This is a genomic window from Pigmentiphaga litoralis (assembly GCF_048632615.1).
In the GTDB taxonomy this organism is placed as follows: Bacteria; Pseudomonadota; Gammaproteobacteria; order Burkholderiales; family Burkholderiaceae_B; genus Pigmentiphaga; species Pigmentiphaga litoralis_B.
Genome location: NZ_CP184479.1, coordinates 804,120 through 821,044 on the forward strand (window position 1 = coordinate 804,120; position 16,925 = coordinate 821,044).

A 16,925-nucleotide genomic window follows, 5' to 3' on the forward strand; every position below is an offset into this window, starting at 1 on the left:
TACTGGCCTTCTCCCGTATGCTGCGCGCGCTGCACATCAATGACTTTGTGATTGTCGACCATACCGAGGTCGAGTTCGGCCCCGGATTTACCGTGTTCTCTGGCGAGACCGGCGCGGGCAAGTCGATCCTGATCGACGCACTGGCCCTGGCGCTGGGCGAACGCGCCGACGCATCGGTCCTGCGCGAAGGGGCGACCCGCGCCGAGATCAGCGCCGTCTTCGACGTTCCCGACACCCTGACCGGCTGGCTGGCCGACCACGAACTGGACAGCGACAGCCTGGTGCTGCGCCGCCTGATCGACAGCCAGGGCCGCAGCCGCAGCTTCATCAACGGCATGCCGGCCACGCTCACGCAACTGCGTGAACTGGGGGAACAGCTGGTCGACATCCATGGCCAGCATGCCCACCAGAGCCTGCTCAAGGCCGATTCCCAGCGCGACCTGCTCGATGGTCATGGCGATCACGCGGCCCTGCGCCGCGCCATTGCCGATGCGTGGAAGGCCTGGCGCGACGTGGCTCGCCGGCTGGAAACCGTGGAACGCGACGCCGAAAGCCTCCAGCAGGAGCGCGAACGCCTGCAATGGCAGGCCGACGAGCTGGACCGTCTGGCGCTGGGCGCCGACGAATGGGAAGAATTGCAGGCCGAACACACCCGGCTGGCACATGCCCAATCCCTGATCGACGGTGCAAGCCAGACCATTGCCGCGCTGGAAGAAGACGACGATGCGGCGCACACCCGACTGGCCGCGGCGTCGCAACGGATCGCCCAGCTGGCCAATCACGACTCGGCGTTGACCCCGGTATCCGAAGCGCTGGAATCGGCGCGGATCGCCCTGCAGGAAGCCGTGTCCGACCTGAATAGCTATCTGGGACGGCTGGAAGTCGACCCGCAGCGCTTGTCGATTGTCGAAGCCCGGCTGCAAGCCGTTTTCGAGACTGCCCGCAAATTCCGCCTGACGCCCGACGAACTGCCCGAACGGCACCAGACCTTGCTGGCCCAGCTCGATACCTTGAAGGAATCGGAAGATGTGCAGGCATTGCGCGCGCGCTCGGAAGCCGCCCGCGCGGCCTATGATGCGCTGGCCAAGGACCTGAGCGCCGCGCGTCACAAGGCGGCGGAGTCCTTGTCCCGGCAGGTGACGCAGGCGATGCAGACCCTGGCCATGAGCGGCGGCAAATTCCAGGCGGTGGTCCAGCCGGGAGAACCCGGTGTGGCCGGCGCCGATGTCGTCGAATTTCGAGTCGCGGGCCACGCCGGCACTACGCCGCGTGCCCTGGCCAAAGTGGCGTCAGGCGGCGAACTGGCACGGATTTCGTTGGCGCTGTCGGTGATCGCGAGCCGCGCCGCGCGCGTACCGACCCTGATCTTTGACGAGGTCGATACCGGGGTGGGCGGCGCCGTGGCCGAGGTCGTGGGCCGCCTGCTGCGCGAACTGGGCAACTTCCACCAGGTGCTGTGCGTAACCCATCTGCCGCAGGTAGCGGCCCGCGGCAACGTGCATTACGAAGTGGAAAAGCGCCAGTCGGGCAGCAGCACCGTGTCAGGCGTGCATCTGCTGAACCGTACCGGACGGATCGATGAGATTGCCCGGATGCTGGGTGGTATCGAAATCACGGCAACCACCCGTAAACACGCGCGCGAGATGTTGGGCAACAACTAGCCGGCGGTGTTGGGCGGAATGCGGTGGGATCAGCGGGCCTTGGTGCAGCGCTGGCAGATGCCGTACAGCGACAGGGCGTGGCCGGTCAGCGTGAAGTTGTGATCCTTGGCGATCTTTTGCTGGCGCTTTTCGATTTCCGAGTCGAAAAACTCTTCTACGCGGCCGCAGTTGGTGCAGATCAGGTGATCGTGGTGTTCGCCTTCGTTCAGTTCGAACACGGCCTTGCCACTGTCGAACTGACTGCGGCTGAGCAGGCCGGCCTGTTCGAATTGGGTCAGCACGCGATACACGGTGGCCAGTCCGATTTCGACGTTTTCGCCTATCAAGGCACGGTAAACGTCCTCTGCGCTCATGTGGCGCGTTTCAGCCTTGCGGAACACATCCAGGATCTTCAGTCGAGGAAACGTCGCCTTCAGGCCGATGCTTTTGAGTTCGTTCTGGTCAGTCATGGTGTTCCTTTAGCAGCCTGTTACTTCGTTCAGCCTTTATGATAACGGTTTCCCCAGTCAAGACGAGTTGCGCATCTGTGCCAAACGCTCTGATTTACCTCTTTCGCTTGCCCGCCCGCGCCACGCTGCCGGCCGCCCCTGATTCCCGCCGCGCGGCCCCCGTGCGCTGGAAGCTTGCCAGCATGGCTGCCGTCATGGCCCTGGCCGGATGCAGCAGTGTGAACAATTACGTGCCGGGCTTCATCAAGCCCTACAAGGCCGACATTCAGCAGGGCAACTGGCTCACGCAGTCGCAGGTCGACATGCTGCGCCAGGGCATGACGCGCGAACAGGTGCGTTTCGCCCTCGGCACGCCCACGCTGACCAGCATTTTCCGCGCCGAACGCTGGGACTACCCTTACCTGTTCATTCCAGGTAATGGCCTGACCGAAGAGCGTGTCTTCACCGTCTACTTCGTGAACGACAAGCTGGATCGCTGGAATGGCGACAAGCAGCCTGCGCGCCAGCCGTTCCAGAAGACCGATACCCGCCGTGAGGCAGCCACCCCCGTGTTCCGGTCGAACACGGCCGCCAACCCAGGTCCGGAAACCGTGCCGCAGGGCGAAACGCTGGACGGCACGCCGCCGCCCACCAGCCTTGATCCCAGCTCGGTGCCCATGCCGACCCCGGCAAGGAACTGATGATGCGGATTGCCATTGCAGGCGCCAGCGGGCGCATGGGCCGCATGCTGATCGAAGCCGTGACGGCCGCTCCGGATATGACACTGACGGTCGCCCTGGGCCATGCCGGCAGCAAGAGCATCGGCACCGACGCCACCGCCTTCCTGGGTCGCGACAGCGGGGTTATCGTGACGTCCGACCTCGACGCCCTGGCGAACGCCGACTGCCTGATCGACTTCACCCGGCCCCAGGCCACACTGGACCATCTGGACGCCTGCGCACGCCACGGCGTGAAGCTGGTGATCGGCACCACCGGCTTCGACGATGCCGGCAAGGCCGCCATCGGCAAAGCAGCCGAACAGGTCGGCGTGGTGTTCGCGCCCAACATGAGCATCGGTGTCAACGTCACGCTCAAGCTGTTGGACATTGCCGCGCGCATCCTGAAAGACGACTACGACGTTGAAGTGTTCGACCTGCATCACAAGCACAAGGTCGATGCGCCATCGGGCACCGCGCTCAAGATGGGCGAAACGGTGGCCGACGCCTGGGGCAAGCCCTTGGCCGATGTCGCAACCTGGGCGCGTCATGGCGACACCGGCGCGCGTCAGGCGGGCACGATCGGCTTTTCGGCTGCGCGCGGTGGCGACGTCGTGGGCGATCACACCGTGTTCTTCTGCGGCCCGGGTGAACGCATCGAAGTCACGCACCGCTCCAGCAGCCGCGCCACCTATGCCGAAGGCAGCGTGCGCGCCGCGCGTTTCCTGGCGAATCAGGCCACCGGCCTGTTCGACATGCAAGACGTGCTGGGGCTGAAGTAAGGCGGCTGGAAGGAATTCAGGCCGCTGGAAGGGGTCCGGTTCGCTATACCGCTGGCTGGACGGTCCTTCCGGTCAGGCGGCGGGTGGCGTCGCGGAAGGCACCAGCGCCCGCTGCCTGGCCTCCACTGCCACCAGAATGCGCTGCGCGATCTGCGGCAGCGCCACGACCTCGTGCACCGCGCCCAGCGCGATGGCTTCGCGTGGCATGCCGAACACTACGCTGGTGGCCTGGTCCTGGGCCAGGTTGTAGCCACCGGCGTCACGCAGGGTCAGCATGGCCCGCGCGCCGTCCTTGCCCATGCCGGTCAGCATGATGGACACGGCGGCCGGCCCGGCCATCTTCGCGACCGACAAAAACAGGACTTCGACCGATGGACGATGCCGGTTCACCGGTTCGTCTTCCGACAGCACCGCGCTATAGCCGAACAGCGCATGCCGCACCGCCAGGTGGGCATGTCCGGGGGCGACATAGGCCCAGCCCGCCAGCAGGCGTTCTTCATGTTCGGCCTCCTTGACGTGGACGGCTGAATACTTGTTCAGCCGATCGGCAAAACTGCGCGTGAAGCCGGGGGGCATGTGCTGCGTGATCACGATGGGCGGCAGGCCGGCGGGCAGGTGCATCAGCACGTCGCGGATGGCTTCGGTGCCGCCGGTCGACGCGCCGATCGCAATGAGCAGGCGGCGGTCGTACCGGCCGGCATGCACGGCGGCCAGGGTGGCGCACGTAGGCGCAAGGGGCTCGGTCATGGCCAGCTCCGACGATCAGGCGGCTGCGCCCGGTACACGCGCCCGGGCGTAGACCGTCTTGCCTTGCAGGACGAACGCCTGCTGGCCGTGCGAAAAGTTTTCCGAATGGCCCACAAACAGCAAGGCATCGGGCGGCATGAGCGGCGCCATCCGCGACACCACCTTGAGCTGGGTGGCGCGGTCGAAGTAGATCAGCACATTACGACAGAAGATGGCGTCGAAAGGGCCCCGCACCGACCACACCGGGTCCAGCAGATTCAGTTGCCGGAAAGTCACGAGCGCCCGCAACTCCGGCCGCACCGTGTATGTGCCGGGCGGCCCCTGCACAAAGTACCGGCGCACCTGCGCTTCGGGCACCTTGGCGATCTGGTCTTCGCGGTAGACGCCCTTGCGCGCCTGATCCAGCACGTGCGTATCCAGGTCGGTGGCGATGATCTGGATGGGCGGCGTCAGCGTGCCGAAGGACTCGGCCGCTGTCAGGGCAATGGTCCAGACCTCTTCCCCGGTCGATGCCGCGGCACACCAGATCTGCTGCGTGTGTCCTGGCCGGGCGCGCTGCTTGAAGTGGTCGGCTAGCATCTGGAAGTGATGGCTTTCGCGATAGAAGTACGTCAGGTTGGTCGTCAACGCGTTGACGAACTGTTCCCATTCCGGCGTTCCGCTGCGCAGCGCATCGAGGTAGGCGCGGAAGGTCGACGCCCCGGTGGCCCGCAGACGGCGGGCCAGACGGCTGTACACCATGCTGCGTTTGGCCTCCGACAGTGCAATGCCGGTGTGCTGCTTGAGCAACACTCGCACTTTGTCGAAATCCGCGGTATCGAATGCGAATTCGGTGGCCCCGGCGGACTCGCCAAGCGCGGCCAGGCCCTGTACGAGTGTGGAAGTGGGGCTTCTCGGGATCACGGTGGTCCTTAAAAAGGGAGGCGACGCCCGCGCGGCCGCGCCGCGTGATATCGTCGCACGCTATCATTGCAGAGCTTATCGGCAGTAGGCCCACGCTTATTGAGAGCAGCCCGTCAAATTGCTGCAAATCCGATGACACGCCTGACTGCCGGTGCGGCGTGGGCACCCAAACCCAGGTTTTTTCACACCATGATGGCTACGCCACCCACCCTGCCCGGTCCGGACGACGCTGATGGCCGCGATGCCACGCCGTTGTGCGTGCTGTTCGTCGAGGATTCCCCCTCCGACTTTTCGCTTATGCGCGCGGTGCTGGCCAATGCCGGCCTGACCATTTCCGCCCGCCGCGTCGAAACCGAGCAGGACATGCGCGAAGCCCTCGGCACGGCGCAGTGGCATGCCATCGTCAGTGATCATTCCCTGCCCACTTTCAGCGGCAAACGCGCGCTCGCAGTGGCCAAGGAAATCGGCTTTTCGGGTCCCTTTCTGATCGTATCGGGCGCGATCGGCGAAGAAGCGGCCGTGGACGCAATGCGTTCGGGCGCCGACGATTACGTCATGAAAAACAACCTGCGCCGGCTGCCGCCCGCCCTGGAACGCAGCCTGCGCGAAGTGCGCAGTCGCGATCAGCGCATGCGCGCCGAAACCGCGCTGGAATCCGCGCACGATCAGCTGAACGCCATCTTTTCGGCCACGCCCGTTGCGCTGTTCGCGGTCGCGCGCAACTTGCAGGTCACGATGTGGAGTCCGGCGATCGAAGAATTGACCGGCATGTCGCACACCGAAGTCCTGACCAAACAATTTACGTTGCCCGACCCCGGCGACACCGAACGGCTGCTGACACTGATCATGCCGGCGCTGGGCGGCTTTCCGCTGACCGGCCTGCCCTTCGGCATGCAGGCGCGTGGCGAACGCCGCGAGTTGCTGGTATCCGCCAGCCCGCTGAGCGGCCGGCCCCCGGCAGGCTGTGTGGTTTCGCTGTCGGACGTGACGCACCTGGCCCGCGCGCAGGCGGAGTTGAGCCGGTCCGAGCAGCAGTTGCGTGAATTGTCGCGTCACACCGAACTCGTTCGCGAAAACGAACGCGCGGAGCTCGCCCGCGAGATCCACGATGACCTGGGTGCCTTGGTCACGCGCATCCGGGCCGATTTGGCGCTGGCCCGCCGCCGTTCAAGCGAACCTGCCACCGCGCAATTGCTGGAAGAAGCCGAGCAGATGGTCGCATCGCTGGGTGTGGCGATTTCGCGCATTGCACGCGCCATGCGCCCACCGGTGCTGGATTTTGGTATCGTCGCTGCGATCGAATGGCAGGCCCGCGATTTTTCGCAGCACTCCGGCATCGAAGTGAAGGTCAACACCAACCAGGAAGACCTGTCGCTTGGCCTGGAACAATCCACTGCCGTATTCCGCATCTTCCAGGAAGCGCTGACCAACATTTTCAAGCACGCGCAGGCCACCCGCGTGAACATAGAGTTGTTTGCAGACGACACCAGCATGACGCTGGAAGTGCGCGATAACGGGGTCGGCCTGGCCCCCGATGCCCTGCGAAAACAGACGTCTTTCGGGCTTCGCGGCATGATGGAACGCATACACAGTTTAGGTGGCTGGATGGATATAAGTGGAACACCCATAGCGGATAGTGGCAGCGCAGCCTCATCCAAAGGAACTACACTAATGATATCTATACCGCTACACAGTCAGGATCCCTCCATGGCCGCACATTCCAAAGATCCCAAGCCGAACGCAGGCGCCGAATGATCCGCCTGGTTATCGTTGACGACCACGCCATCGTTCGCTCGGGCCTGCGTCAAATCGCTCAGACCGAAGGCGGCATCAGTGTTGTCGGAGAAGCCGGCGAATGCGGCGAGTTGCTCGACATGCTGCGCAAGACCGAAGCCGACGTGGTGCTGATGGACATTTCCATGCCGGGCAAGAGCGGCCTGGACGCCCTCAAGCAGGTGCGCGAGCGCTGGCCCAAGACGGCCGTGCTGATGCTAAGCATGTATCCCGAAGACCAGTACGCCGTGCGCAGCGTCAAGGCGGGCGCGGCAGGCTATCTGCACAAGAATTCGCCGCCCGAAACGGTCATCGAAGCGATCCGCACCGTTGCGCGCGGCAAGAAGTACATCACGCCCGAACTTGCCGAACAGCTGGCGACGCATTTGAGCCAGGGCGACGAACGCCCGGTGCACGAAACGCTGTCCGACCGTGAATACCAGACCATGGCCATGATCGCATCGGGCCGCACGCTCACGCAGATCGCCGAAGCCATGTCGCTGTCGCCCAAGACGGTGTCCGTCTATCGTGCGCGCCTGCTTGAAAAGATGAAGCTGAAAAACAACTCCGAGCTGACGCATTACGCGCTGAAGCACCGGCTCGTCGACTGACGCTCGGCGCATCGCTGTAGGGTTGGAACAAGAAAGGCATCGCCAGGTTGGCGATGCCTTTTGTTTTGCCAGGATGCCGGACCCGCGCCATCTTCGCGTCCACGGCGCGGCACCCGGGCAGCGTTATTCGCCCATCCGGCTCGTGTAGTACTTGCCGCCACCCGCCTGGTCCAACGCCGCCCCGGTCGTGTCGGAGTGCAACACGGTACACACCGCCTCCCGACCATCCCGCAGATACGACAGATTGTCGAAGGCCAACATGTTTGCCATGGCAATGCCGCGCCCGTGTGAATCGAAGGCGCGATCCGGCGACATTTCCAGGAAGGACGGCCAGTCGAACCCCGGGCCCTCATCCAGAATGTGAAAGACGAGCCGATCGGGCAAGCGCCGGAACGTCGCCTGCGCGATGCGGTGCGCATATTTGGGCATGGCCAGGCGCCGCTCGATTTCCTGCGCCCAACCGCCTTCGACGCTTAGCCGGCCCTTCTCGGCATAGCCCAGTTCAAGGTTGCCGTGTTCGATCGCGTTGATCATCAGCTCGGCCAGGCCCACCACGACCGCTTCGGGATTGGGGCACAGCTTGGCCAGGAAGGACGCCAGTTGGCGCGCTTCCGACAGGGTCGAAAACGTGAACTGCGCACGCTGAACGTTGGAAAAGATTTCCTGCGCGTCGGTCAATTGCCGCTTGAGCTGCTTCTGCCGCGCGCGAACATCGATCGCGGCCGACACCACGGCCACCAGGATCGCGTGTTCGTAGGGTTTGGTCAGGTAGTAGTGGGCCCCTTTCGTAAAGCCCTCCAGGACCTCATGCTGCCGCGACGCCGCCGTCTGCATGATCACGGGGATGTCGGCAAACCGGGGGTCGGACTTCATCCGCTCCAGCAACTCGATGCCATTGATACCCGGCATCATGCGGTCGAGTACGACGATGTCGAACGGCACGCCGCCATGCTGCAACATGTCCCAGGCCTGGATGCCGTCACTGGCGGCCTTCAATCGGTAACGGGGATCCGACAGGTGTTCGGAAATGATGGCCAGATTGAGCGGCTCGTCATCCACGACCAAGATATTGAACAGGTCCTGCTGCATGGTGTCTCTGAGTATGCACCTTCGGTCCACGCCGGAGGGCGATGCTCACACCGGCGGCTGGGATCAGAGGTAGTTGAAGATGCTTAGTTTTGCAATCGTAGTGTAAGTCAGCTGGGCGCGCTCGACGCTCAGTTTGCCCTGGATGAAATTGCTGGCCAGTTCGGCCTGCGTGGCCTCGTCGGCGCCCACCACGCGGACCAGTTCACTCGACAGTGCAACGCTACGCGCGCTGTCGGCGTCCTGCGCGGCGTTGACTTCGACCATGCGGCTGCCTAGCGACGTGATGGCTTCCAGAATCCGGTCCATGCCGCCCTCGATGTTTGCGGAAAGCGCAAACAATGCGTTGCCCCGCCGTGCGGACTCTTGTGACGACTCGGGCATGCTCAAGGCAGCCAGTGCCTGGTCCATGGTGTCGAAGATGCTTTGGCTGCCCGCAGCCGACACGCTCAGGGTGTCGCCCGCCTTGGGGGCGCCGCTGAACGACAGCCGCACACCCGCAATGTCCAAAGATGCCGCGCCCGCTGCCAATGTGCCGTCCGCATAGGGTTGGCCGTCGGCATCGGTGACCGAGTAGGCGCCGTCGGCGCCAAATGACACGCTGAATGGCCCGAGTGCCTTATCGTTGCCCCAGGCCGTCCGATCGAACACCGTGCTGGCGGTCAATAGCAGCCCGCCCGTGTTGGACTCACCTGCCGTCGCGACGACGCCCGATTTGCCGGTAATGGCCGAACCGAACAGATAGGCGCCGGAGAAATTCGCATCGATGAATCGATTCGGACCGACCTGGCTTTGGCGCACGCCGCTGTCCCCCCGTACACCACGCCCGCGGCGGTACGCGTGAACGGCTGAGAGTCCTGTTTGTAGCCGGCAAACACGAAATTGCCGCTTTCGTCCTGGGTATTGGCCAACGCCAACATCTGCTCTCGCAGCGCCTTCATGTCCGCTACGACGGTGGCCCGGTCGGACTCGCTCAGCACGCCGCTGCCCGCCTTGACGATCGACGACTTGAACGCCGACAGCACGTCGGTTGCCTGGTCCAGATAATTTTGCGTCTGCTGCAGCTGTCCTTCAAGGTCGGCCTGGTTCTTCTGCATCTGCTGGGACGCGCGCAGGCTGACATCCAGGCCCACTTCCCGGCTCGACGCCACAGGATCGTCCGCCGGGCTCAACACCCTGCGCTGAGCCGCCACCTGTTCGGCCACCTTGGACAGCGACGCCTGCTGGGAAGTCATGGCGCGAACGCTGGCGTCGTGCAACTGTGCGGAGCTGATTCTCATGGAAGGTCTCTGACGTAGGGGCTACGGATGGGATGAAAAGTGGGAAGCGAAGGCGGAGCCGTAAGCAAAGATCGGCGAAGGGCAAGTCACGGGCGGCAGGCGGACAGTCCGGCTATGGCTTGCCTTCATCAACGCAGCGATGTGATCAACTCGTCGAAGAGCTGCGAAGACATTGCCAGGATCTTGCCGGCAGCCGCATAGGCCTGCTGGTAACGGATCAAGGACGCGCCTTCCTCGTCGGTGTTCACGCCGGCATTTGCCTGCTCTTCATTGATCGATTGTGAGAACGCCGCCTGCTGTGCGGTCTTGCTGACGTTGATGCCACTGGCACGCGTGCCGACCTGGGCCACCAACGAGGCGTACTTGTCGGTCAGGGTGTTGCCTTCAAGCAGCTTGGTGGTGCCCAGCGATGCCATCGCCAGCGCATTGCGGTTGTCGCCGGACGGATCGCCCCGTGACGCCGCGACGGTGAACGTGTCGCCGGCCGATGGGGTGCCCGTCATGTCGAAAGACCAGCCGTTCAGGGCAATCTGGGATTTGGGCGGCGTCAACGAACCCGCGCCGAGCACGGTGCCTGCGCTGTCGCGCAGCTCGTACTTGCTGCTGTCGGTAAAGACGACATTCACGGACTTGCCATAGTCGACCGTGTCCGATTGCACTGAATGCAAATGCCCGACGACGCCGGTGCCCTTGTTCGTGCTTCCGGTCTGCAATTCCATGGGCGCGGCGGTGGCAAGCTTGCTGGGGTCGTTGATCAACACTTGCAAGCCACTGGCCGCTTCGCGTGCGACGCTGATCGTGAACGAGTCGCCGTCGGCCATGCTGCCTGACAGAAGACCCATCCGCAGCCCCTCGATTTCCTGGGGCAGCGAATCATAGGTGCCGACGACCGCACCGTTGCTACCGCGAGTGACTACATAGTCGCTGCCATTGCGGGTGAGCTGGTAGTCTTCGCCGGTCAGCGAGCGGATGTCGGTCACGTTGATCGCCACCAGGCTGTCGCCCGTATTGTTGCGGCCCGGCGCCACCATCGGCGCGCCGATGGTGAACAGGGGTGTCCCTGCCGCCCCCTTGGCATCGATCCCGAACTGTTGCTGCTGGTTGTATCCCGCCGCCAATGCAATGGCGATCTTGCCAAGCTCGGTCTGCGCGTTGTTCAGTTCCCGGTCACGGAACTGCACGAGCGCACCCAACGACCCGCCTTCCAGATCCGCTTCGCGCAGCGGGGTTTCCTTGCCCGAACGCATCAGGGTCAGCGTGCCGCCTGACAGCGAACTGGCGTCGGCCTGGAAGACGAACTGCGACGCCACGGCTCCCACGACAAGGGGCTGCCCGCTGCTCAAGTTCACGTTGATCGAGTTTTCCTGCGTGCTGAAGCTGATCGACGTCAGCTTGCCCAGCTCGCGCAACACCTGGTCGCGCTGGTCCAGCAGTTCGTTGGGCGTGTGACCATTGCCCGTGGACCCCATGGCCACGTTGATCTTGTCGTTGTAGGTGGCAAGCGATTGGACCAGCTCGTTGATCGTGACGGTGGTCGACGAAATCTGCTGGTTGGTGCCGTTGCGCAGGCTGCTGAGGTCGTCGCTGATATTGCGAAAGCGCGCTGCCGCCGATTGGGCGGATGTCAGTGCAGCCTGGCGCGAGGCGGTGTCGCTTGGACGCTGGCTGAGATTGCTCATGGCGTCATACATGCCGTTGAGCGAGTTCGAGACACCCGTTTCGACCGTGCCCATCCGGTTCATCAACCCGGTCATCTGGTCCGAATAGGTGTTGAGGTAACTGAGCGACGAGGCGGCCTGCGTGGTTTGCGCAGTCAGGAACGCGTTGTAGGCACGCGTGACCGTCACGACGTCCACGCCCTGCCCGAAGTATCCCGATCCGGAAAAGTTGGAGAAGGAGGCGTTCTGCACCAGCGTCTGGCGTGAATACCCGACGGTGTCCGAATTGGTGATGTTGTTCGCGGTGACGGACATGCCGGCCTGCGCGGCCTTGAGCCCGGTGAGCGCGATGTTCAGGATACTGGTTGCCATATCAGCAAGTGCCTATGCGAAGTGCCTGGAGCGGTTTCGCCCGTTCCTTCATTTAACGGTTGTCGTGGCGGAATCTTGAGTCGGCCCGACCACGGTCAGACCACGACCTTCATCGCGCGGCGAATCGTGCTGGACAGCTTTTCGGCGTAGCGGGGATCGGTGGCATACCCCGCGCGCTGCAGGCCCTGTGCGAATTGCTCCGCACTGCGGCTGCCCTTCAGCGCGTTGGCATAACGGGGATTCGTCGACAGCATGCGCGCATAATCCTCGAACGCGTCTTCGTAGGAGTTGTACGCCCGGAACTTGGCAGAGACACGCTCCGCCTTGCCGCCGGTGTATTCGGTGGTACGCGTTTCGGCCACCCGGCCCGACCAGCCCGTGGCCTTGACGCCGAACAGATTGTGGCTGCGCTGACCGTCCGCGCTGCGGATCTCGTGTTTGCCCCAGCCGGACTCGAGCGCCGCCTGGCCAAGGATGTACACCGCCGGAATGCCGGTCGCTTCTTCCGCCCTGCGTGCCGCCGGCATATATTTCGCCAGGAACGCGGAACGCACGTCTTCGGGCGAGCCGGCGACCGTGGCTGCCGCCGGGGCCGCACCAGTCTCACCAGCCGCACCTGCGCTACCTGCACCACCGATTCGGTTCTGCGTCTGTCCGGTGTAGCGACGAATGGTGTCGGCCATGGCAGCGCCCGCGGTGGTTCCGGCCTCAGTGCCGCCCCCGACCCCATTGCTGCCGGCGGCGCTGGAAAAGCTGCCGTTCTGGATGCGGCGAGCGCCGTTGAGGTTCAGCGCCGCGCCGGGGTCGACCTGTTGCCCCGGCCCTTGCAGACTGGCGCGGGACCGCGCCATGCTGAGCGTCGACATCGACAGCGGAAGATTGGCGCGAGCGACCGAATCGGCCGATACCGTGCTTCGCGTCATCTGCTTTTCGATCACGTCGGCCAGTCCGAGGCCGCTGTGTTCGGGCGCTGCCGAAACGGAACCGTCGGGACGCTTGGTCGGCACGCCAGACAGTGTCTGGGCCATTTGCTGGTCCAGCATGCCCCGCCAGTTCTGGGTTGCCGGGCTGTTGAAGGCCTCGGCGATGCCGCCTTCCCCCGCAAAGGAGGTCTGGCGCATCTGGCTCAGCAGCGTCTGCGCAAAGTGGGCTTCGAACTGACGCGCGGCGGTTCGTGCGGACGCCTTGGGGTCCGTGCGCGATTGCACCTTGAGTGCGTCGAGCGACCGCGCGTCGATGGCCATTCCGGCCGATGTGCCCGCATCCAGCTTTGCCATCAGATGATCTCCAAGTCCGCCGTCAGTGCACCTGCCGTTTTCAGTGCCTGCAGGATGGAAATGAGGTCTTGGGGCGTCGCGCCGAGCATGTTCAAGGCTTTGACCACCTCGGACAACTGGGCTCCGCCATCGAGATGCATGATCGGCCCGCCGCCCTGTCGGATTTCGATGTCGGCACGTTCGGTCACCACGGTCTGCCCGGCGCTGAAGGGCGCGGGCTGGCTGACCTGGGGCGTCGTCGACACCGTAACGCTCAGGTTGCCGTGCGCCACCGCAACCGGGCTGAGGCGCACGCTCTGGTTCATGACCACGGACCCGGTACGCGCGTTGATGACGACGCGTGCCGGTGCGCGGCTGCCGTTGACTTCGATGTCCTCGATCTGCGACATGAACGTCACCCGCGAATTGGGCGTGCCGGGCGAGGCCAGTTCGATCACACGACCGTCCAGCGCACGGGCCACCGAACTGCCGAAAAATTTGTTGATCGCTTCAACGACCGCGCGTGCCGTCGAAAAGTCTGCGGTGGTAAGTTCCAACCGGAGCATGCTGTCGTCGGCAAAGGGGGTGGCGACTTCGCGCTCGACCGTTGCGCCGCCGGGAATGCGTCCGGCGCTCAGGTGATTGATCTGGGCACGGCTGCCCGCTGCGGAAGCGCCCGCACCGCCGACCGACAGGCTGCCCTGCCCCATCGCATACACCTGGCCATCCAGGCCTTTGAGCGGCGTCAGAAGCAGCGTGCCGCCACGCAGCGACTTGGCGTTGCCCATGGAACTGACCGTGATGTCGAGTTGCTGGCCCGGCTGTGCGAACGCAGGCAACGACGCCGTGACCATCACGGCGGCCACGTTCTTGAGCTGCAGCCGCGTCCCAGGCGGCACGTTGATGCCCAGGTTGGACAGCATGGACATCAGGGATTGCGTAGTGAAGGGCGTCTGCGTGGTCTGGTCGCCGGTGCCATCCAGGCCGACCACAAGACCGTAGCCCACCAGTTGGTTGCTGCGGACGCCTTGCAGCGTTGCCAGATCCTTGATGCGTGCGGCCTGCACCGGCGCAGCGGCAAGCACCATCGACAGCACGCCCAGCGACACCAAGCCGACAACGCGAGCCATGCCAGCACGCGCGGCATCAAGACGTACCATGCCTGGCCGCGCCGCCGGCAATATGGGCCGCGCACGCAGCATCGAGATAAAGGAGGAAGACATCAGAACGGCAACACAGAGAAGAAGAAACGCGACAGCCAGCCGACGGTCTGGGCGTCGTCGATGGCGCCCTGCCCGCGGTATTCGATCCGTGCGTCGGCCACCTGCGTGGAACTGACGGTATTGCCGCCCACGATATTGGTCGGATTCACGACGCCCGAAAACCGCACGCGTTCGGTCTCGCGATTGGTACCGATCTGCTTTTCGCCGGCAACGACCAGATTGCCATTGGGCAGGACTTCGGTCACGGTCACGGCCACGGTACCCGACAGGATATTGGACGCGCCTGTGGCGCCCTTGGCGTTGAACTTGTTGTCGCTATCGGCTTCGATCCCCAGACCGCGCAGCAGTCCTCCACCCGGCAGCTTGGCCAGCGACGGGATGCCGGCACGGGCTGACGCGGTGCGTTGGGTGGAAGTGTTGTTGCTTTGGGTGGAGTTGATGCGCTCTTCAAGCTTGACCACGAGGGTGTCGCCCACGTCGCGCGCCCGCACGTCTTCGAATAGCGGGCGATAGCCAGGCGCGGACGCATAGATGCCGCCAGTCGGCCGACGAGCCGCGCTCATGGCGATCGGATCGACCGGCCGCGCAGTCGTGGGACCTGCGATATCGATCTTGGGCACGGCGCAACCGCCCAATGCGGCAAGCAGCGAGCCCATCGCAGCCATGGCCAACAGGCGCGAGCGCAGCAGCGCGCGGCAGACAACAACCTTCGTCATACGAACCTCATCGTTGCGCTTACAGCTGCGCAATGCGCGACAGCATCTGGTCGGCAGTGGAGATGGCGCGCGAATTGATTTCATACGCGCGCTGAGTCTGGATCATGCCGACGAGTTCTTCGACAACGTTCACGTTGGACGCTTCGGCATAGCCCTGATTGAGCATGCCGGCGCCGTTTTCGCCGGGCACGTTCACAGTGGGCACGCCCGAGGCGGCTGTCTCGCCAAACAGATTCTGCCCGAGCGGCGACAGACCGACAGGGTTGATGAAGGTCGCCACCTGGATCTGTCCCAATTGCACGGGTTGGACCTGCCCCGCTACCACCGCGCTGACCGTGCCATCCTGCCCGATGGCCAGTTCCTTCGCGCCCTGCGGCAGCACGATGCCAGGGTCCACGACGAACCCGTTGCTGGTCACGAGCTGACCCTGACCATCGACCTGGAAACTGCCGTCACGGGTGTAGGCCAGCGTGCCGTCGGGCATCTGCACCTGGAAGAAGCCCTGGCCGTTGATCGCCACGTCGGTGCTGCTCGAGGTCTGCTGGAGCGCGCCTTGCGTAAAGTTGCGCACGGTAGCGATCGGCCGCGAGCCCGTACCCACCGTCAATCCTGCGGGCACCTGATTCAGTTGCGTGGCCTGGGTGCCGGCCGGACGGATCGTCTGGTACAGCAAGTCTTCGAACACCGCGCGCGAACGCTTGAAGCCGTTGGTGCTGACGTTGGCCAGGTTGTTGGAGATGACGTCCAGTTGGGTCTGCTGCGAATCGAGACCGGTCTTGGCAATCCAGAGGGCACGCATCATGATGACTTTCCTTGAGGGCGGCCCGCGCCACCCATGTTCTTACTTTGCCGCCACCTGACTGGGCAGCGGATATTCGTTACGGCCTTGCCTGCGACGATGTCGTCTCGGCCACCTGGACCAGAAGCGGTCTTGTGCCTAGGCGCCGTCCGCGCCAACGCACGGTCAGCTCAGCGACAGAATCTGCGTGGCGGCCTGCTGGTTCTGATCGGTCTTTTGCATCATCTGCACCTGCATGTCGAAGTGGCGCGCTGCGGAGATCATGGTGACCATGGTTTCGACCGAATTGACGTTGCTGCCTTCCAGCATGCCACCCGCAACGCGTACGCCATCAACGTTCGGCGCGACACCGCCTGCCGTCAGCCGGAACAGCCCGTCCCCACCTCGCGTTACGCTGGCCGCCGGCGGATTGACCAGCTTCAGGTCGCCCACGATCGCAGCCTGAATCCGGTCGTCGTTCGGGATCGACGAAATCGAACCGTCTTCATTGATTTCGACACGGCTATTGATTGGCAGGATTACCGGTTGGTTGTTCGACCCGATCACCGGACGGCCCGCGTTGTCGACCAGGGCGCCATCCGCAGACTGCTGGAAACTTCCCGAACGTGTGAACGCTTCGGTACCGTCGTTCGACCGCACCACGAACCAGCCTTCGCCCTGCACCGCAACGTCCAATGTGCGGCCAGTGGCAATCATGGCGCCAGGCGCCAGATTGGCGCCCGGCGTCGATTCGACGGCATACGCGCGGGTTGGCAAGCCGGCGCCACCGATCACCGGCGCGGTGCGCTGGGCAGCCACTTCGGCGCGGAAGCCGGGCGTCATCGCATTGGACAGATTGTTCGTCTGCACGTCCTGGCGGCGCATGAGTTCGCGCGCACCGGTGGCAGCAATAAAAAGGGCGCGGTCCATGAAAA

General features: G+C 64.1%; 16 protein-coding genes. 5 read left to right on the forward strand and 11 right to left on the reverse strand.

The window, feature by feature from the left end:
* The first annotated feature begins 17 nt into the window (after positions 1 to 17).
* Positions 18 to 1,661 (forward strand): DNA repair protein RecN, encoded by a 1,644-nt coding sequence (recN, locus tag ACNANG_RS03615; protein WP_420226022.1) that lies wholly within the window; start codon positions 18 to 20, stop codon positions 1,659 to 1,661.
* A gap of 29 nt (positions 1,662 to 1,690) precedes the next feature.
* Here the strand turns inward: recN and fur are convergent, their stop codons facing one another.
* A complete protein-coding gene (fur, locus tag ACNANG_RS03620; protein ID WP_179589997.1) occupies positions 1,691 to 2,110 on the reverse strand; it encodes a ferric iron uptake transcriptional regulator in 420 nt (139 codons plus the stop codon).
* Between the two features lie 182 nt (positions 2,111 to 2,292).
* Here fur and ACNANG_RS03625 point away from each other — a divergent pair, with 182 nt between their 5' ends.
* A complete protein-coding gene (locus tag ACNANG_RS03625) occupies positions 2,293 to 2,790 on the forward strand; it encodes an outer membrane protein assembly factor BamE (protein ID WP_420226023.1) in 498 nt (165 codons plus the stop codon).
* Positions 2,791 to 2,792: 2 nt separating this feature from the next.
* Positions 2,793 to 3,587, forward strand: coding sequence for a 4-hydroxy-tetrahydrodipicolinate reductase (gene dapB / locus ACNANG_RS03630; RefSeq protein ID WP_420227442.1), 795 nt, complete (start codon positions 2,793 to 2,795; stop codon positions 3,585 to 3,587).
* Positions 3,588 to 3,659: 72 nt separating this feature from the next.
* Here dapB and ACNANG_RS03635 read toward each other — a convergent pair whose 3' ends face one another.
* Together ACNANG_RS03635 and ACNANG_RS03640 are read right to left on the reverse strand one after the other, a co-directional pair.
* Positions 3,660 to 4,334, reverse strand: a complete 675-nt coding sequence (locus ACNANG_RS03635) for a CheB methylesterase domain-containing protein (protein ID WP_420226024.1) — start codon at positions 4,332 to 4,334, stop codon at positions 3,660 to 3,662.
* 15 nt (positions 4,335 to 4,349) lie between these two features.
* Complete coding sequence (locus ACNANG_RS03640; RefSeq protein ID WP_420227443.1) at positions 4,350 to 5,234, reverse strand: CheR family methyltransferase; 885 nt, start codon at positions 5,232 to 5,234, stop codon at positions 4,350 to 4,352.
* Positions 5,235 to 5,426: 192 nt separating this feature from the next.
* Here ACNANG_RS03640 and ACNANG_RS03645 point away from each other — a divergent pair, with 192 nt between their 5' ends.
* On the forward strand, positions 5,427 to 6,992 hold the full coding sequence (locus ACNANG_RS03645) for an ATP-binding protein (protein ID WP_420226025.1): 1,566 nt from the start codon (positions 5,427 to 5,429) through the stop codon (positions 6,990 to 6,992).
* Complete coding sequence (locus ACNANG_RS03650) at positions 6,989 to 7,621, forward strand: response regulator transcription factor (protein WP_179590006.1); 633 nt, start codon at positions 6,989 to 6,991, stop codon at positions 7,619 to 7,621. The genes ACNANG_RS03645 and ACNANG_RS03650 overlap by 4 nt, the downstream gene beginning before the upstream one ends.
* 123 nt (positions 7,622 to 7,744) lie before the next feature.
* Here the strand turns inward: ACNANG_RS03650 and ACNANG_RS03655 are convergent, their stop codons facing one another.
* From ACNANG_RS03655 to ACNANG_RS03690, 8 genes are all read right to left on the reverse strand, one after another.
* Positions 7,745 to 8,710 (reverse strand): response regulator, encoded by a 966-nt coding sequence (locus ACNANG_RS03655; RefSeq protein ID WP_420226026.1) that lies wholly within the window; start codon positions 8,708 to 8,710, stop codon positions 7,745 to 7,747.
* Positions 8,711 to 9,369: 659 nt separating this feature from the next.
* Positions 9,370 to 9,987, reverse strand: a complete 618-nt coding sequence (gene flgL / locus ACNANG_RS03660; protein ID WP_420226027.1) for a flagellar hook-associated protein FlgL — start codon at positions 9,985 to 9,987, stop codon at positions 9,370 to 9,372.
* Positions 9,988 to 10,115: 128 nt separating this feature from the next.
* A complete protein-coding gene (flgK, locus tag ACNANG_RS03665; RefSeq protein WP_420226028.1) occupies positions 10,116 to 12,017 on the reverse strand; it encodes a flagellar hook-associated protein FlgK in 1,902 nt (633 codons plus the stop codon).
* Positions 12,018 to 12,112: 95 nt separating this feature from the next.
* Positions 12,113 to 13,294 (reverse strand): flagellar assembly peptidoglycan hydrolase FlgJ, encoded by a 1,182-nt coding sequence (flgJ, locus tag ACNANG_RS03670; protein ID WP_420226029.1) that lies wholly within the window; start codon positions 13,292 to 13,294, stop codon positions 12,113 to 12,115.
* On the reverse strand, positions 13,294 to 14,403 hold the full coding sequence (locus ACNANG_RS03675; RefSeq protein ID WP_420227444.1) for a flagellar basal body P-ring protein FlgI: 1,110 nt from the start codon (positions 14,401 to 14,403) through the stop codon (positions 13,294 to 13,296). Before ACNANG_RS03675 ends, flgJ begins: the two co-directional genes overlap by 1 nt.
* A 92-nt stretch (positions 14,404 to 14,495) precedes the next feature.
* A complete protein-coding gene (locus ACNANG_RS03680; protein WP_420226030.1) occupies positions 14,496 to 15,212 on the reverse strand; it encodes a flagellar basal body L-ring protein FlgH in 717 nt (238 codons plus the stop codon).
* Between the two features lie 19 nt (positions 15,213 to 15,231).
* Complete coding sequence (flgG, locus tag ACNANG_RS03685) at positions 15,232 to 16,014, reverse strand: flagellar basal-body rod protein FlgG (RefSeq protein WP_179590018.1); 783 nt, start codon at positions 16,012 to 16,014, stop codon at positions 15,232 to 15,234.
* Between the two features lie 162 nt (positions 16,015 to 16,176).
* On the reverse strand, positions 16,177 to 16,920 hold the full coding sequence (locus ACNANG_RS03690; RefSeq protein WP_420226031.1) for a flagellar basal body rod protein FlgF: 744 nt from the start codon (positions 16,918 to 16,920) through the stop codon (positions 16,177 to 16,179).
* Positions 16,921 to 16,925: the final 5 nt, after the last annotated feature.

Coding starts and splice junctions, on each gene's coding strand:
- flgJ (WP_420226029.1), bottom strand. CDS start 13,294: ATGGCAAAGCTGGATGCGGGCACATCGGCCGGAATGGCCATCGACGCG.
- ACNANG_RS03655 (WP_420226026.1), bottom strand. CDS start 8,710: ATGCAGCAGGACCTGTTCAATATCTTGGTCGTGGATGACGAGCCGCTC.
- ACNANG_RS03675 (WP_420227444.1), bottom strand. CDS start 14,403: ATGGCTCGCGTTGTCGGCTTGGTGTCGCTGGGCGTGCTGTCGATGGTG.
- flgL (WP_420226027.1), bottom strand. CDS start 9,987: ATGAGAATCAGCTCCGCACAGTTGCACGACGCCAGCGTTCGCGCCATG.
- ACNANG_RS03680 (WP_420226030.1), bottom strand. CDS start 15,212: ATGACGAAGGTTGTTGTCTGCCGCGCGCTGCTGCGCTCGCGCCTGTTG.
- ACNANG_RS03650 (WP_179590006.1), top strand. CDS start 6,989: ATGATCCGCCTGGTTATCGTTGACGACCACGCCATCGTTCGCTCGGGC.
- recN (WP_420226022.1), top strand. CDS start 18: ATGCTGCGCGCGCTGCACATCAATGACTTTGTGATTGTCGACCATACC.
- dapB (WP_420227442.1), top strand. CDS start 2,793: ATGCGGATTGCCATTGCAGGCGCCAGCGGGCGCATGGGCCGCATGCTG.
- ACNANG_RS03690 (WP_420226031.1), bottom strand. CDS start 16,920: ATGGACCGCGCCCTTTTTATTGCTGCCACCGGTGCGCGCGAACTCATG.
- flgK (WP_420226028.1), bottom strand. CDS start 12,017: ATGGCAACCAGTATCCTGAACATCGCGCTCACCGGGCTCAAGGCCGCG.
- ACNANG_RS03645 (WP_420226025.1), top strand. CDS start 5,427: ATGATGGCTACGCCACCCACCCTGCCCGGTCCGGACGACGCTGATGGC.
- ACNANG_RS03635 (WP_420226024.1), bottom strand. CDS start 4,334: ATGACCGAGCCCCTTGCGCCTACGTGCGCCACCCTGGCCGCCGTGCAT.
- fur (WP_179589997.1), bottom strand. CDS start 2,110: ATGACTGACCAGAACGAACTCAAAAGCATCGGCCTGAAGGCGACGTTT.
- flgG (WP_179590018.1), bottom strand. CDS start 16,014: ATGATGCGTGCCCTCTGGATTGCCAAGACCGGTCTCGATTCGCAGCAG.
- ACNANG_RS03625 (WP_420226023.1), top strand. CDS start 2,293: ATGGCTGCCGTCATGGCCCTGGCCGGATGCAGCAGTGTGAACAATTAC.